This is a genomic window from Alteromonas sp. Mac1, assembly GCF_001562125.1.
GTDB lineage: Bacteria > Pseudomonadota > Gammaproteobacteria > Enterobacterales > Alteromonadaceae > Alteromonas > Alteromonas stellipolaris.
In genome coordinates this window covers 3,016,039-3,031,852 of record NZ_CP013932.1, presented here as the reverse complement: position 1 = coordinate 3,031,852, position 15,814 = coordinate 3,016,039, and the positions used below count along the sequence as shown (strand labels likewise).

The window sequence follows — 15,814 nt, the reverse complement described above, 5'->3', positions numbered from 1 at the left end:
CGTATTAGCGCATGCCGAGACTCGGCGGCCAGTAACTGGCGTGGGGATAGTGCGGGGTTCCGGTGACCGGCCCAGCCAGTGTGGCCCAGCTAGTGTGGCCCAGCCCCATGGGACAACGTGCAAGCCATGAAATGGTTGCCAGAGTTAGCACGGGGTGGCCCTCCACACTGCCATAGTTCGTTGTGAAGCAATCCCATTCGAAGAAATTGCTTCACAACGATTGCTTCACAACGATTGCTTCACAACGATTGCTTCACAACGATTGCTTCACAACGATTGCTTCACAACGATTGCTTCACAACGAAGCCTATCCTAACGGATAGCCTTTTTTTATGCTTGTAAGAAAGTGAACAGGCAATAAAAAGCCCCGCAGGGGCGGGGCTTAAACTAGGCGACTATTAATATTAGTGTTACTGACCCATTGTCTTAATTTCTTCAAAATATCTACGGTATTCCATACGCGTAATAAGTTCGTTGCCATCTTTATCCATGGTCATGAAGTCACCTTTTATACCAGCGTTTTCAATTTCACGTTTAGATAGTTCACCATCTTTATTAGCATCGGCTTCATCGAATCGCATATTCGCAGCATCCGTTACTTCGGTACGTAATGTCTTGTTCTTTTCACTGATCACAGTACCCGTTTCGCTCATAGCATCACCGTGTTTCATCGAGTGTTGTGTGTCGCTAGTTTTCATTTCAGAACGCATTTCTTTATTTTGTTCACTAATTACGTCGCCGTCTGCGCCAATAGAATCTTTTTTAGACATGGCGGCTGTTTTGTTCATTGATTCATGGCTTGCATTGGTTTTCATTTGTGTGCGCAGTTCTTTATTTTTTTCGCTAATGACATCGCCATCTGTGCCCATAGCCTCTTTCTCGTCCATGGGTTGATGTATTACACCAGCTTTGTCGTCGTGGTTTGCTTTCTCTTTAACAACAAGTTCGTCAGTAAACCTTTCAGGTTTCGCCTTAATGTAGGCAGTAAACTCAGAGTGGTTAATCATATCATCGCCGTCTGAATCTATTTTAGACATAGTCTCCTCGGTAATACTTCCCTCAACCTCTTCCTTTGAAAGCATACCGTCGCCATTTGCATCTAGTGCCTCAAAGTCTGAGGTTATTCTAGATTCATGATGGGCAGCGAAAGCAGAAGTAGACATTACTGCGCCAATAACCATTGCTAACGTTAGCTTTTTCATAATAAATTCCTTCTTTTGCATCTGTAATGCTTTGGGTTAAACATGAGAAGTGAATGTCAAAACCGTTTTTGGTATAAATGACTATCAGAAGGCACGAAGGTATTTTCATGCCCTTACTCCTACATATCTCTATTCCTATTTCGAAAATCACATTATTTCTTTCCAGATTTATGATTCATACTTTGTGCCAAGCATTAACGTTATGATTTAAATGGTCTTTTCTTTGTTTGCCATATTGAGTTAGGTAAATAAAGTGTTAAAAAGACACATGCTGTGAAAAATATGCACTGTGCTATATGTCCCAGATATTCCCGCTTAAACGTAGTTCATCCTACTTAATTGATTCGAGATTTAACCTTCCCGCTATAAGATTTACCATTTAAATCATAATGTTAAGTCGTAAGGTAACCAGAAGGTTTAATTCGAAAATTTTACGTAATCTTTGTTCCATCAATACAGCCCAGAGCTAGGGGATAAGGAATGTTTTCAACAATGCTTAGTAAAAATAGCAATAAAAAACCCACAGAAAAGCTTTTTAACTTTTACCAGGATTCTTCACTTTCGCGCATGATTAATTTTCTCAATGAAGCAGTTGTCGTCATAGATGCTAACGGCACTATTGAAATGCTTAACTCTACTTCCGCCTCATTACTGGGAATAGAAAAAGACAAACTGCTAGGACATAACTTACTCGAGTTAGTAATAGATGATACGGGTAAGTTACAAACCTATGTTATTGAGAGCTTAGATGCAGGCCAGCAGGGTTTAATTTCCTCCCCCCCTATGGAAGTTAATCTTCAAGCTGATAAAGGCAACAAAACACAGGTGTGTGTGGAGATGTCGATATCAACGCTACCAGAAGCATTCTCATCGGCTAATACACTGTACCTTTGCATACTCCGCGACCTTACGCTTCACAAGGCCGAGTATGGTTCGTTATTGCACAAAGCTAATACCGACTATTTAACAGGGCTAGCTAACCGCCATCGGTTTGCCGAATACCTTGATAAACAGTGGGATGTTTGCGAGCAAGACGACGTACCGCTAAGTATTATATTTATTGATATCGACCATTTTAAAGACTTCAACGACCAATATGGCCATATAGCTGGAGACAGATGCTTAAAGAGAATAGGGGAAACTATTTCGTTAAGCCTTCCTAATCGCGATACGTTAGCCGCACGCTATGGCGGTGAGGAGTTTGCTTTGGTGTTGCCCCGATGTTCAGCACAGACCGCACAACTGCTGGCCATACGTATTAAGCGACATATATCGCAACTAAGCACTAGGCAGTTTGCGCTATCGCAAGAATCAGAGTTAACGGTAAGCATGGGGGTGGCAACCCAAATGGAGAATCGCTACAGTTCAAAAGAAGGTTTGCTGAATGCCGCTGATACGTTGCTTTATCAGGCTAAATCTCAGGGAAGGGATCAGATTTGCTTTTTGTAAACTGGGAGGGAAGCGGCGCTAGCCGCCTCTCAATCTATGCTAACTCTTCTTATTAATAATTTGAGGATCACACATGAAGTGTTCGCCGGTTTGTTTATCAAGTACCCATACTTCTATGTAGATGTCGTCGGCAACATCGTCACCGTCATCAACACCAATGTGAATGCTGGCATCGGTTTTATCTTCTAAGGTTACATCACCTGGGCTCGTTGCGGTTACCCAACGAAAGGCGTAACGGTCATTTAAAGCGGGCGAAAATTCGATATTCAATTTACGATTAGTATTGCCATCAAATGCAACTGCTTCGGGTGTATAGCGGTAGTAATAACCTTCACCAATTTCCACATGTTTGGCATCGGCAGGCGGCACTTCATCCGGTGCCCAAAGCTGTAAGGTAAAGGTAGCCGTGTTAGTCGCTTCAGTTGAATTTGTTGTTGATGTGGCTTCTTGTGCTAACGTTGAGAAAGAGAGTAGTACCGCTAAAAAAACAATGACTTAAGCAATATCCTACTATTCTTATATATAGACTTCATTTTTATTCCCTTCAAAAATTGAAAATTAAACGCGCTACTTTTAGTAGCGCATAAAAATTATATCAGTATTGTTTGGTGTATAGAAAAGTGAGGTATGAGAGTTTATAGCTCCCATTTATAGTATTAAATTTAAAGAGGCATCAAGACGCTGCCATCATACTACTAGTTTTTTTGTCTGTTTAATATTTGTGGGTCTTGGCTAGTATAAACTGAAGATTTAGGGGCTGTGACCAATTTCATACAAATATTTTCAGTGGTAGCATCCGAATCTACAAATATAATGGTCTGCCCATCTTCAGTTATACTGTAATTCAAATCATTGTCTAAATCTCCAGAAACGAGTGGGCCTACAAATTGCAGCTCGCTAGAGTCTTCTCTTAATGTGTACAAGATGAGGGTGTTTGATTCAGTTACCGTTAAAGTACCAGAAGTAGGGTTACCTGATGTATCGTAAATAGTATAGCGTGGTGGGGTTTCTTCGGTGTTAACGGAAACCGTGAATTGAAATATTGGTGATGGATTAGACATAACTTTATTCCTTTTTTAAAAAATTATAGTAGTACGGTATTGATAATTTATTAATATAAACTTCATATAAATAACTATTTTCCCATGTATTATCTTCACATTTTTGGGCTAATAGATGCGGCATGAGTACATCTGGGTGGAGAGTCTTTTTAAAGACATCTGAAGTCACCTTGAGAAGGTTCCTACATATTTTTGTTTTTATTTCATTATCTGGATTGTGCTCATTTTGTACGAGTTTAGCTAATAAGTATTTTATTATTAGATTATATTGTGAAAAATTGTATTTTTGATTTCCGAGAATTGGTTCATTAGAATTTTGGGGAACTATATTCATGTTTTTGAGTATATTTTCGGAGTTCTTCCAGCTTCTTTCCATTTGATAAAATTCAATTAATAAAATAAGGACCCAGTCTGCATTTAAGTCGTAAGCGATTTTCAGCAGATTTTGAGCGTCAAACTTTTTCCTCGATTCTGAGTTAGTTAATAGCAAAAGCGCCTCTATACGAATTAAGTCTCCTCGCCACTCGCTATTTTTGTTATCTTGAGAAATAGCGAGTAGCAACGTAGTGCGTGCTTTTTCTAATGTTTGGATATTATCAAAGCTATATTTTAGTTTTCTTGTGATAATTGCTTTTTGAACCAATACTAGTACATAAGGAATTATTGCTGCGGCATTGGAACTGTGCTTTGAATATATTTTTTCAAAAGCTTCTTCAGCCTCCCTATAAAACCCATAGGCTTTTTCATACTCTCCAGTATGAACAGTAGCCGCCGCAATCCACGACAGGGTATCGGCAGCATAAAGCTGAGCATCAAGATCATCAGGGTTTTGTTCAGCGATATATTGTTTGAGCTTTAGTGATGCACTGAAGTATTCAATCGACTTACTAAATTCGAAATTTTCATATTCAAGAGAGCCCAAAGAATTTTGTGCGTAAGCTACCTCCATCATGGCGTCAGTATTATCCGGCGCTATTGCTAGCATACGTTCGCTGTAAGTTAGGTAACGCTCGAATGCCGTTCTGGCTATGTCCATTAAGCCATCATTATAAGCAATGTGGCCCAACCAAAATGCGTTTGCCCCCGCAGCTTTAAGTAGCTCGAAGTGATTGGGTGCATCGCTCAACAGCGCCTTTATATGTACATCGGCTTCTTCGTAAGCTTTTTTCGCCGCTGCTACATCGTCTCTATAAAATCGTACTTCTGCCATCGCTTGCAGTGAAAGCGCATGTTGAAAACGCAGTTCGAAACTGGCTTTTGGCGGGCTAATGGTAAAAAATCCATACTCACTCGTTTGCTGGGCTTGTTCAACATAATGAAGCGCCTGTTCGCTAATGCCTTCCAATAAATCCATGCGTTTTACGCTACGCAATTTATCGGCAAAGTCACCTATCATGTAACCCATTAAATTTTCAGCTTCTAACCGCTTTCTTTCGGCCAGTTGTTGCGATTGCTGGCTTTGTAGCATGGCACCAAACGAAATTACCGTTAAAAAGGCAAGGGCTGCAAAGGTCACCCCGCGAATAATTCGTTTGCGTTGTACCGTTTTTTGTGACGCCCGAATTAGCGCTAATTCGTTGTTCGCAAGAGTAAGGCTAGCGTCTGCTTTTAGTGCTAAAGCATCCGTTAAGGGTTTACCTTCTGTAAGTAAAAACGCCTTACTTTTGTTATCTTGCAGCCATTGTTGGGTTTGTTGTTCTAGTCGGCCTTTGCTCACCAGCGCGCTTTGGTGTTGTTGAGTCCAATCTTGTACCCGCTGCCAGCGCCTAAGCACGGCTTCATGCGCCACTTTAAAGCAGGCCTTATCTTGATAAAGGTGCGATACAAATAAACGATGCTCTACCATTAGCTCGACAAATTTTTTCTCGTTATCGTTACTAAGCTCACTCCACAATGCGGTACGGCTGGTTAAATTGCTGCCATCGTTTGTGAGTGAAACAATAAGAGGAAGCACGCGGTCGAGTGCAGTTTTCACTAACGCCGGCATCTGTTGGTAAAGCTGTTCAGCTTTGTGGCCAATTGCGCCTTCTATACCGCCTAACTGTTTGTAGGTACTAACTTGCAGTAAGTTGTCTGTTCGCTGCAAATACAGTTCCTGTAAGGTGTATTGTAATAGTGGAAGGCAGTTGGGCTCAGCAGCGGCATCGGTAAGTATAATGTCGTCTAACGTAACGTCGGTATGGCTATCTTCTTCCCACTCTAGCCCTGCGGCAATAGCAGGAAGACGTATCATCTGGCTTAATTCACTGGCAGAGGGGGGCGTAAGGTCGAAATGGGCTCCCCGCTCTTTATTTTTCATTAGGGTGGGATATGCTGCTAAGTGATGGTAAAAATCATTCCGACATACTAAAAGCATTAAAATGAAGCCACTTTCAGCCAATGTTTCAAGCAGCGTAAACACCGCTTGCTTTTGGGCGCTATCAACATGGTTAGAAGCCAAATAGGCTTCAAGGCGATCGAGTACAATTACATAGCACGGGAAAGCGACGTTATTGTACTGGCTTGCAGTAGCCAGTTTAGTTTTCGCTAATTGAATAACTGGCTTGGGATCGCGTTTCAGTTTTTCTGCTAATGAATCTGCACTCTCCCCTTCAAATAAGGGGGCATCGTTTAAATCCCAATCCAGCATGCAGGCGGCAAGTTCTTCTACAATCTGTGCTGCCTGAATATCTGCAATATCAATACTGGCGTAATCGATGGCATGAACACCATTCGCGCCCTTGTTGTTTAATAACCTAGGTAATAAACCTGCGTGCACTAACGAGCTTTTACCTGAGCCGCTAGGGCCGATAATAAGGGTAAAAGGGCGTTTTTTTGTGAATTGGTCCCAAAGCCTAGCGAGCAGATTTTTTACTGCTGCATTTCTACCGTAATAAACTTGGCTTTCTTGTTGTGTAAACGCGGTTAAACCAGGGAACGGAGACTGACCTTGCCAATCGCTTTCTGCGGCACGTGTTTGTTCATCTTCTAAAAACTGAACATCGGCAATAACCCGATATCCCCGCTTTCGAATGGTTTCTATAAAAGAAGGGGCGCTGGCTTTATCACCCAATGCTTTGCGTAATTGAGTAATCGTTTTATGAATAGGGTTATCGCCAACAGGTGAGTCGGGCCAACATTGAGCAACAATGTCATCGGCGCTAACCACTTCGCCTGCTTGTTGACACAATAGCAGTAAAACATCCATTGCCTTAGGTTCAATAGTGCGTTTCGTTTTACCTAATATAAGGGTGTTCGATGCTGGCTCTACTTGCCAGTCGCCCAAATAAAACTGCTTCAACATGGGGTAAATGTGCTCAATTAAAAACCGACCAAAGCAAACTTAACCTACTTTAGTTGTAAGGTAAACGAGTTACGCTGAGTTAAGTAGTACATCGATTCTAAACCGGGACTATAAAAATTAACTAAAAATACCTTTAAATTTTAATAATATAAAAAATATTAATAAAAAGTGAAATTTGATCACTGTCCCCTAGGTCTATACTACTACACGTGCTTACCGCACGTTAAAACCAGACTTATACTTTTGAGGGTAGATAAAATGAAACAAATTAAGAAATCTTCTGTTGCTACGGCACTTGGTGCGGTTGTTATTGGCTCGTTGGCATCTACGGTTGCTATGGCTGAAGTTAACCCATTTTCAATGCAGTCATTAGAGTCTGGCTATAGCCAATTCGCTGCTGAGGGTAAATGTGGTGAAGGTAAGTGCGGTGGTGATAAAGCAGCCAAATCTGCAGAAGGCAAAGCTACCGAAGGTAAGTGCGGCGAAGGTAAGTGTGGTGGCGACAAAGCGGCTAAAGCAACCGAAGGTAAATGCGGCGAAGGTAAATGTGGTGGCGACAAAGCAGCCAAAGCTACCGAAGGTAAATGTGGCGAAGGTAAATGCGGTGGCGACAAAGCAGCTAGCATGGCCGAAGGTAAAATGGAAAAAGCCAAAGAAGGAAAATGTGGTGAAGGTAAATGCGGTAGCATGTAACGCTACGGCAATTGCAGTATAAAAAAGGCCGTCATTCGATGGCCTTTTTAGTGTGAAATTGGGGTGAAGTAATGAAGCATATTCAAGGTGCAGGTTTAGGTTTTCGTCGCGAGATGTTAGGTGAGTTGCTACCAACACTGCCTAGCGAAGTCGACTTTTGGGAAGTTGCGCCCGAAAACTGGATCCCTTTAGGGGGCACTTACGAACGTCAGTTTGCCCAAAGTATTCAACAAGTGCCTTTTACCACTCATGGGTTGTCCCTTTCTATCGGTAGTAGCGACAAGCTCGATATCGAATTCGTTAAAACGGTAAAGCGCTTTTTAGACACACACAATATCGATTTATATAGCGAACACCTAAGCTATTGTTCTGGTAACGGCCATATGTATGACCTTATGCCTATTCCTTTCACCGAAGACGCTGTTAACCATGTTGTAAGCCGCATAAAGCAGGTTCAAGACATTATTGAGCGGCCATTGGTACTAGAAAATGTGTCCTATTATTTGGCGCCAGGGCAAGAGATGTCTGAACTAGATTTTACTAATGCGGTACTAGCAGAGTCCGGTTGTTCGTTACTGCTTGATGTGAACAACGTTTATGTAAATAGTATCAATCACAAATATGACGCTTATGACTTCATAAACCGCTTACCTAGCGACAAAATTGTCTATGGTCATATTGCTGGGCACTTCGATGAAGCTCCAGATTTAAAAGTAGATACCCATGGTGCCGATGTTATTGAGCCTGTATGGGATTTACTTAAATATGCCTATGATACCCACGGTGTGTTCCCTACATTATTAGAACGTGATTTTAATATTCCCGCTATAGAAGTGTTATTAAAAGAAGTGCAGCGTATTAAGGCGATACAAGCTCAGTGTGTTGCAAATCACCAAACCGTTTTTGCAGGACAGTCTGCATGAGCGAGAATTTTAAATCCGTTCAGCAAGAGTTTGTTAATGCGATTAAAAATCCAGATTCGTTTGAAACAAACGACGCCGACATTAAACGCCGCATGGATATTTACCAATCCCTGTTTTTTAATAACATTTCAGGTTTTATAAGCACAGGCTTTCCGGTGTTAAAATCATTGGTAAGCGAAGAAAACTGGAATGTGTTGGTGCGCGCCTTTTTTATTCATCATGAAAGCCGTTCTCCGTATTTTTCAGACATTAGCAAAGAATTTGTAGAGTATTTATCAACAAGCCCAGAACTCCCATTTCAATTACCAGCATTCGCCGCTGAGCTTGCTCATTATGAATGGCTAGAATTAGATATTAGCATTCGAAAAACTTCACATGATGTGTTGTATTTCAATGCGGGTGAACAGGTAACAATGGTGAGCGTTTCCCCGTTGGCTACTCTTGCTTCCTATACCTACCCCGTGCATTTAATTGGCGTGGATCATATTCCCGAAGCCCCCGCACCCGAGCAACAGTTCTATGTGGTGTATCGGAATGAAGAGCAGCGCGTAGAATTTGTGCATTTGAATCCGCTTACCGCAGTGTTATTACATACCATTGAACAGCACGAACAAGGCATAGACATAGACGCCTTAGGTGAGCAGCTTTGTAAACAATTAGACCACCTACCAGAACACACTGTGCTTCAAGGTATGCAGCAAATAGTAAGCGACATGCTGCAAAAAGGTATTTTATTACCTAACTGAATAGTTTACTGAACACTAAATCACCAGTTTTTATCTGGCACTTAAGTGAAGAAAGGCTAAAGTTGTACGCGGGTGTGTAACTTTGGCTGTTAAATGTTGGGAAAGTAGGCAATTGACCACAATAGCGCTGTCAATCCGGTCTGCTTTCGATTAACATTTACGACCATTTTTTTGTTAGTTAAATTGTTTAGGTAGTGCATATGGCAGACAATTCAGATTTCAAAGAAGTCTACAATAAGTGGTATTTTCTAGCTTCTATCGTAACTTTACTCGCGTTTCCGCTGATGCATATCATCTGCGGCTGGTTTACCTTCTGGTTATAACGCAGACATTCAAGGCATAATTGTGACTGCACAGTATATAAAATCAGTTGTTAAAACCGTTCCTGACTATCCAAAGCCAGGTATTTTATTTAGAGATGTTACTAGCGTACTAGAAGACCATAAGGCTTTCAGTAGTTGTATCGCATTGTTGCTTGAAGAATTCCAAGACATGGGATTCAACAAAGTAGCAGGAACCGAAGCGCGCGGATTTTTATTCGGCGCACCATTGGCCATAGAGATGGGCATTGGTTTTGTTCCAGTAAGAAAACCCAACAAATTACCCCGTGAAGTGGTTAGTGAAACCTACGATCTTGAATACGGTACTGATACGTTGGAAATTCACAAAGATGCTATCCAGCCAGGCGATAAAGTGTTACTTATCGACGATCTGCTAGCTACGGGCGGTACCATCGAAGCATCAGCAAAGCTAATCCGTACATTAGGTGGCACCATTGAACATGCTGGCTTTGTTATCGGCTTACCTGAACTCGGAGGCCGTGAAAAGCTAACCGCGATGGGTATAAAAAGCTTCACGCTTTGTGAGTTCGACGGCGAATAAGGATAAAAATACAGGCAATGAGTTATCAGGTATTAGCACGTAAATGGCGCCCGGGTAAGTTTAGTGAACTCGTAGGGCAGGAACATGTTGTTTCAGCTATTTCGAATGCGTTAGATAACGACCGCTTGCACCACGCGTACCTATTTACAGGTACGCGAGGGGTAGGTAAAACCACCATTGCTCGTATATTTTCCAAAAGTTTAAACTGCGAAGAGGGGCAGGGGTCTAACCCTTGTGGTCAATGTAATACCTGTAAAGAAATTGAGCAGGGTAATTATGTTGATTTGCTTGAAATTGATGCGGCATCACGCACAAAGGTAGAAGATACCCGAGAGTTGCTTGATAACGTTCAATACAAGCCTACCCGCGGCCGGTATAAGGTGTACCTTATTGATGAAGTACACATGCTTTCTAAGCACAGCTTTAACGCGTTGCTAAAAACGCTAGAAGAGCCACCGCCTCACGTTAAGTTTTTACTGGCTACTACCGATCCACAAAAGCTCCCTATTACTATTTTATCCCGATGCTTACAGTTTAATTTAAAAGCATTGTCGCGAGAGCAAATAGTAGGGCAGCTTAATCATATTCTAGAGCAAGAAACCTTACCCTTTGAGCCGCAAGCGCTAGCGTTGTTAGCCCGCGCTGCACAGGGGAGCATGCGTGATGCCTTAAGCTTAACCGACCAAGCCATTGCACAAGGTGGTAATGCGGTTAACGCTTCAGTGGTCACCGACATGCTTGGGTTGATGGATAAAAACCAGCTTGTGAAGTTATTGCATGCGGTGGTAAGTAAAACGCCAGCCGATGTCATGCAATTGGTTCAGGATATGTCGGAACAAGCACCTGATTACGATCATGTGCTTGCAGAGCTAGGCAGCACACTACATCAAATAGCGCTAACCCAATGGGTGCCTGAAGCCTGTAAATTGGAAACGACTTCAGCCAAAGCTATTTACCAACTTGCTAAATCAATTTCTGCTGAACAAGTGCAATTGTTATATCAAATTGCGCTGCAAGGAAGAAAGGACTTACCTTTCTCATCAGATGGCAGGAGCGCATTAGAAATGACGCTAATGCGTATGATGACATTTGCACCTAGCACCCCTTTAGCTGATGCGCCCTCTGAAATAGCCAATGGTACGGTTGACAGTGCGTTGCCTATTGCATCGGCGGAAAAAAAAACACTAATTTCTGAGCCAGAAACGCAAAGTACGACTTCTACCGCTAGCGCTCTTGGTGCTAAAAGTGCGGATAGCTTTGAAAACACCCAAAGCCAATTTCATAAAGAAAGTACAAACGCTGGGTCATCGACAGCCGGTGAAGAGGTTCCCAGCAATGAACAAGATGCTCAAAGCGCTAATGTTTTAGATGCAGTAACTGCAACTGATGAAACCGACCACGCGCAAACTGATGACATTTCCTCTTCTTCTGACGTAGCAGGTTTAACCGCTTCGCAGATTATTCCCTCTGAACAAGAAACCTCGGTTTATGAAAAAGAGGTGCATGACGAAGTCGCTTCCCAATCGGTAGCATCTTTTGAACAGACAGAGCAGTCGCAGCAGTTAGCGCATCCGAAAGATGGCCAGCCTTCAGGTGCCTCTCAGCCTGCAGCAAATAATCAATCTTCAGTAGATGATCTGCCTTCAAGTGATGAGCTACCTTCAAAAGAAGATAGCCAGCAACCCCAAAGTTTGTTATCAGAGCATACACCTTCAGATTCGGCACCGTTTAATGACATGCCGCCTGCTGATGCTTACATGGACGATATGCCACCGCCTTACGATGATGATGGTGAGTCGTCATTTATGCCGCCTGATTTTGCCGATGCTCAGCTTTCAAATGCACCGCTATTAGATGAAGGTCCTGATTTTCAATCTACGCCTAAGCCCACGCCAGAGGCACAGCTGACATCCACCGCTGATATGCTCGCGCTACGACAGCGATTAAAGCAAAAGCGTGATGAAAGCGCAGAACAAGCTGCGAAAAAGCCTGAAGCGGCGAACGAAACTACTAGTTTTGTAGATAGAATGAGTAAGGCTTCCAGCCAAGGCTCACTTGCCGCTTCTAGTGAAGGACAAGGTGATGAACAATTTAAAGGCGCGGCTGATGAGAGCAACGCTCGCCAAGAAACAACTACTGCAAAGGCAACTGCGCCATCTAGCTCTGATAATTTAAATACAAATTCAAGTGCAGGTTTAGATGCTGGCTCTAATACGACTTCTAACGCTAGCTCGCAAAGCGAAACCGATATGCCCCCGTGGGATACCGGTGTGCACCATAATAACGAGCCGTTTGTTACCAGTGAGCACGATACCCGTTTTGAACCACCAATGACTGACGTGGCGCAGTATGGCGGCAATAGCGAAACAGCTCGTAATGAACCACAGCCTTTAGAACCAGAGCCAAGTGATACCCGTAATGAATTTAGCGCTGAACCAGTAAATCAGTTCACAAGTCAGTATCAAGGTAAGCTCGCCGCTTATCTGGATGATGGTAGTAAGCTTGTTCACGCGAGCCAAATTGATAAGTGGAGCAATGATGTAGAGCAAATGCCTATTGCAGGCTTGCTTAAACAATTGGTGCTTCATGCCTCTTTTTTGCGAAATGATCAGGGTATAACGCTTGAAATTGATAACAGTCAGGCGCATCTATTAAAAGACAGTGCAAAACAACAGTTGCTTGATGTATTGCATCATAGTTTTGGCGAAGGGGAGAACATTAACATCACCCTTGGTTCGCCAAATCTAACGCCTTATGCGTTGCAACAAGACATTATTGCTATGCGCCAAGCGCATGCACAATCGGTGGTACATACCGATGAAACAATACAAGCGTTGTTATCAGCGTTCGACGCATCAATAGTGACCGACTCGGTTAAAGCGCGGTAGCAACATTAACTAACACTAAAACACAGTGAGAAAAGAATATGTTTAAAGGTGGAATGGGTAACATGATGAAGCAGGCTCAGCAGATGCAAGATCGTATGCAGAAAGTGCAAGACGATTTGGCTAAGCTGGAAGTCACAGGTGAAGCCGGCGCAGGCATGGTTAAGGTAACCATGACATGCAACCATAACGTTCGCCGCGTAGACATTGACGACTCGTTGATGGATGACGATAAAGACATGATTGAAGACTTGGTCGCTGCCGCATTTAATGACGCTGTTCGCCGCGTTCAAGAAACCAGTAAAGAAAAAATGGGTGATGTTACTGGTGGAATGTCACTTCCTCCAGGTTTCAAAATGCCGTTTTAAGCAACTTTCACTCTATAAGACGGTTTCATTTTATAGCGCTAGCCCTACTGAATATGATTCGAAAAAAAAGCTCAAGAAATTAATTCTTGAGCTTTTTTGTATCAGTCTTTTCTCTATATTTTGCAGCAGCTTATATCCACAGTAGCATTATGTATTACTTGGCTTGCACCAACAGTAAATTCACTAATGTTTGCTGGTCAGGGAAGCCTGTTACAGCGATACCTTTAGCTTGTTGATATTGAGTTATGGCATTCACATAAGACATATTAAATTCGCTTTCAGCCATATCAACAGTATAACCGCTCGCTTTTAACGCGTCGGTGGTCATATCAAGTACGCTTTGATAAATGTAAATTGTGCTGTCGTTAATCGTCATTTCAATAATATCTGAGCGCGTTAGCAAGCGAGTTGGCAAAAACGCTTGCAGCATAATGTTAGTGGCATCTAGAAATTTTTGATCTGGATTATCGGTACAATGCTTATTTAGCATTAATAACATAAGCTCAGTTGTTTGCCATGGTGTAATATCGAACGTTTTTTGCTGCAGTGCATTAAACGCCGTTATATAACCTTCAAGCCAACCGCCATATAAATACGTTTCAGCACCTTGGTCAGCGTAAGTACTTGTGAAGGCTTCACAACTACGCTTTGCCGCGCCCTTTGTATTAAATGCACCTTCACTGTCTGCCGCTAAGGCGGAAAAAGACATAAAAATAACGCTCAGGCTTAGTACAAACTTCATCATGTAAATTACTTTCGGGGTGCAGTAAGCACCCCTCTCCATTTCTTTTGCGATTAGTGGCTTTTAAGTTTTGCGCTAACGAGAACTTACGCCTTTGACCGCTTGTGCTTGCGCGTTAGCGAAATGCCAACTAGAGAAAGCAAGAATATAGCAATTGATGACGGCGCCGGCACGCTAGTAGTAGAGGCTATAATAGCAGCTTGCGACACTGTATATGAACCTGTATCTTCAAATGAAACACCAGTAACAAACGCTGTTGGATCAGTAGGATCTAACATTAAGTCTTCATTGATACCTGTTAACGTGAATGTGGTAACAGGGAATGGAAAATCTAGGGTTTGACCCGCCATTAGCGCTTTTGTCTCTTCTACCCCTAAAGAATCGGTAAACGTAATTAAATAACCATCGGCATCGTTTACACTAAGTAAAGTCGGTGCTGTAACACTGGCAAATTGACCACCGTTACCAGCAGTGTACGTATAACCGGTAGATACATCTGGATCGAACCAAATTGTTTCGCCAGCTTCAACTTCAGGTAGCGTAAATACGAATTCGCTCTCTTCACCTACTTCAACGTCTTCATCAGGCATTAACGGTGTAAATTCCGACTCACCATTTTCTACATCGAAATTACCGAAGCTGCTTAAGTATACTGTTGTGTCTAACGCATCGTCCGATGCATCAGCTAGTAACATAGTGAACGTATTTCCAGTACTACCTGGTTCTACGGGAATATCGAATTGCAAAAGCGGAATGCCATTGGGTGCTAATAAACCGTTCAATTCTGTGCCTTCAATAGCCTCGAAGTCAGGATGGTCTATTGAGATAGGGGCAAACACACCGTCTACGGCAAGCTCTGCTACAGGTGCAAAGGCTACATTCGCACCGTTAAGCAATAGCGCAAAACCGTCGGTATAATCACTATCAACATAGCCTGGAAATTCCTCAGAACCAAACGCAGCAATAAATGACACAGTATTCACATCATCAGATACATCAAAAGTAATATCTAATTGAACCGCATCGAAATGTTCAGCTTGCCCGGTAATTGGAGTTAAAATGGTGTTTTGTGCCGCTGATGCTGGGTTTTGAGGCACATACTCGTCGGCTCCACCATCTTCTGGCCCAGACTGCTCATTTCCACCTTCACTCGCTTCATCTTGCTCAAAATAATCAACAGGATTGTTAGAGAACTGCGCCTCTAGCTCATTACCGTTGTCAGAAGGTGGAAGGGGACTTTCTACTAATCCAAAGCCATTTTCGATAAATTCATTCGGCCCATCGACATAATCGATAACTTGACCTGTGCTAAACACTATACCGCCTGCACTAGGCAGCCCGTAGGTTCCTGAGTTATTAATGTATACGCCAGCTTGACCAAATTGACCCGATAGTGATTGGTCGGTAATGGTTAATCCTGAATTGTTAATAAACAATGCGTCGGTTAAAAATTCGGCAGAATCACTGCTTTCTATAACAATAGCATTGGCATATTGAGCAGAAAATAAAAAGCTGAGTGTGAAGGTACTAATTTTTATAATTTTTTTTGAGAAAGGCATTAACTACATCCCTGAGGTTCT

The 15,814-nt window shown here is 42.5% G+C and carries 13 protein-coding genes; 7 read left to right on the top strand and 6 right to left on the bottom strand.

What is annotated here, in order from left to right; translation table 11 throughout:
* Positions 1-410: 410 nt before the first annotated feature.
* The gene (locus AV939_RS12930; RefSeq protein ID WP_061997800.1) at positions 411-1,202 is read right to left on the bottom strand and encodes an EF-hand domain-containing protein; all 792 of its coding nucleotides are present in this window, start codon (positions 1,200-1,202) and stop codon (positions 411-413) included.
* Positions 1,203-1,682: 480 nt separating this feature from the next.
* Between AV939_RS12930 and AV939_RS12925 the strand changes: the two genes are divergently transcribed.
* Positions 1,683-2,651: a sensor domain-containing diguanylate cyclase gene (locus AV939_RS12925; RefSeq protein ID WP_057790754.1), complete on the top strand. Its 969-nt coding sequence runs from the start codon at positions 1,683-1,685 to the stop codon at positions 2,649-2,651.
* Positions 2,652-2,690: 39 nt separating this feature from the next.
* On the opposite strand, the gene AV939_RS12920 is transcribed toward AV939_RS12925, so the two are convergent.
* From AV939_RS12920 to AV939_RS12910, 3 genes are all read right to left on the bottom strand, one after another.
* A complete protein-coding gene (locus AV939_RS12920; RefSeq protein ID WP_057790756.1) occupies positions 2,691-3,020 on the bottom strand; it encodes a hypothetical protein in 330 nt (109 codons plus the stop codon).
* Between the two features lie 326 nt (positions 3,021-3,346).
* On the bottom strand, positions 3,347-3,712 hold the full coding sequence (locus AV939_RS12915) for a DP-EP family protein (protein ID WP_057790759.1): 366 nt from the start codon (positions 3,710-3,712) through the stop codon (positions 3,347-3,349).
* A 4-nt stretch (positions 3,713-3,716) separates the two neighbouring features.
* Positions 3,717-6,995, bottom strand: a complete 3,279-nt coding sequence (locus AV939_RS12910) for an nSTAND1 domain-containing NTPase (RefSeq protein ID WP_057790761.1) — start codon at positions 6,993-6,995, stop codon at positions 3,717-3,719.
* 258 nt (positions 6,996-7,253) lie between these two features.
* Between AV939_RS12910 and AV939_RS12905 the strand changes: the two genes are divergently transcribed.
* The 6 genes from AV939_RS12905 to AV939_RS12880 all read left to right on the top strand — a co-directional run bounded on the left by AV939_RS12905 (position 7,254) and on the right by AV939_RS12880 (position 13,492).
* On the top strand, positions 7,254-7,688 hold the full coding sequence (locus AV939_RS12905; protein WP_057790763.1) for an HvfA family oxazolone/thioamide-modified RiPP metallophore: 435 nt from the start codon (positions 7,254-7,256) through the stop codon (positions 7,686-7,688).
* 71 nt (positions 7,689-7,759) lie between these two features.
* Positions 7,760-8,611, top strand: coding sequence for an HvfB family MNIO-type RiPP peptide maturase (locus AV939_RS12900; RefSeq protein WP_057790765.1), 852 nt, complete (start codon positions 7,760-7,762; stop codon positions 8,609-8,611).
* A complete protein-coding gene (locus tag AV939_RS12895; protein WP_057790767.1) occupies positions 8,608-9,357 on the top strand; it encodes an HvfC family RiPP maturation protein in 750 nt (249 codons plus the stop codon). The genes AV939_RS12900 and AV939_RS12895 overlap by 4 nt, the downstream gene beginning before the upstream one ends.
* A gap of 345 nt (positions 9,358-9,702) precedes the next feature.
* Positions 9,703-10,239 (top strand): adenine phosphoribosyltransferase, encoded by a 537-nt coding sequence (gene apt / locus AV939_RS12890; RefSeq protein WP_013783400.1) that lies wholly within the window; start codon positions 9,703-9,705, stop codon positions 10,237-10,239.
* A gap of 17 nt (positions 10,240-10,256) precedes the next feature.
* On the top strand, positions 10,257-13,127 hold the full coding sequence (gene dnaX, locus AV939_RS12885; protein WP_057790769.1) for a DNA polymerase III subunit gamma/tau: 2,871 nt from the start codon (positions 10,257-10,259) through the stop codon (positions 13,125-13,127).
* 38 nt (positions 13,128-13,165) lie between these two features.
* Entirely contained in the window at positions 13,166-13,492 is a 327-nt protein-coding gene (locus AV939_RS12880; protein ID WP_057790772.1) for a YbaB/EbfC family nucleoid-associated protein, read from the top strand.
* 154 nt (positions 13,493-13,646) lie between these two features.
* Here the strand turns inward: AV939_RS12880 and AV939_RS12875 are convergent, their stop codons facing one another.
* Complete coding sequence (locus AV939_RS12875; RefSeq protein WP_057790774.1) at positions 13,647-14,237, bottom strand: peptidoglycan-binding domain-containing protein; 591 nt, start codon at positions 14,235-14,237, stop codon at positions 13,647-13,649.
* Between the two features lie 83 nt (positions 14,238-14,320).
* Positions 14,321-15,793, bottom strand: coding sequence for a choice-of-anchor L family PEP-CTERM protein (locus AV939_RS12870; protein WP_057790776.1), 1,473 nt, complete (start codon positions 15,791-15,793; stop codon positions 14,321-14,323).
* Positions 15,794-15,814: the final 21 nt, after the last annotated feature.

What these genes read in the sequence shown, in the direction of transcription:
- AV939_RS12870 (WP_057790776.1), bottom strand. Translation starts at nt 15,793, where the DNA reads ATGCCTTTCTCAAAAAAAATTATAAAAATTAGTACCTTCACACTCAGC.
- AV939_RS12875 (WP_057790774.1), bottom strand. Translation starts at nt 14,237, where the DNA reads ATGATGAAGTTTGTACTAAGCCTGAGCGTTATTTTTATGTCTTTTTCC.
- AV939_RS12915 (WP_057790759.1), bottom strand. Translation starts at nt 3,712, where the DNA reads ATGTCTAATCCATCACCAATATTTCAATTCACGGTTTCCGTTAACACC.
- AV939_RS12905 (WP_057790763.1), top strand. Translation starts at nt 7,254, where the DNA reads ATGAAACAAATTAAGAAATCTTCTGTTGCTACGGCACTTGGTGCGGTT.
- AV939_RS12880 (WP_057790772.1), top strand. Translation starts at nt 13,166, where the DNA reads ATGTTTAAAGGTGGAATGGGTAACATGATGAAGCAGGCTCAGCAGATG.
- AV939_RS12925 (WP_057790754.1), top strand. Translation starts at nt 1,683, where the DNA reads ATGTTTTCAACAATGCTTAGTAAAAATAGCAATAAAAAACCCACAGAA.
- AV939_RS12900 (WP_057790765.1), top strand. Translation starts at nt 7,760, where the DNA reads ATGAAGCATATTCAAGGTGCAGGTTTAGGTTTTCGTCGCGAGATGTTA.
- dnaX (WP_057790769.1), top strand. Translation starts at nt 10,257, where the DNA reads ATGAGTTATCAGGTATTAGCACGTAAATGGCGCCCGGGTAAGTTTAGT.
- AV939_RS12910 (WP_057790761.1), bottom strand. Translation starts at nt 6,995, where the DNA reads ATGTTGAAGCAGTTTTATTTGGGCGACTGGCAAGTAGAGCCAGCATCG.
- AV939_RS12930 (WP_061997800.1), bottom strand. Translation starts at nt 1,202, where the DNA reads ATGAAAAAGCTAACGTTAGCAATGGTTATTGGCGCAGTAATGTCTACT.
- AV939_RS12895 (WP_057790767.1), top strand. Translation starts at nt 8,608, where the DNA reads ATGAGCGAGAATTTTAAATCCGTTCAGCAAGAGTTTGTTAATGCGATT.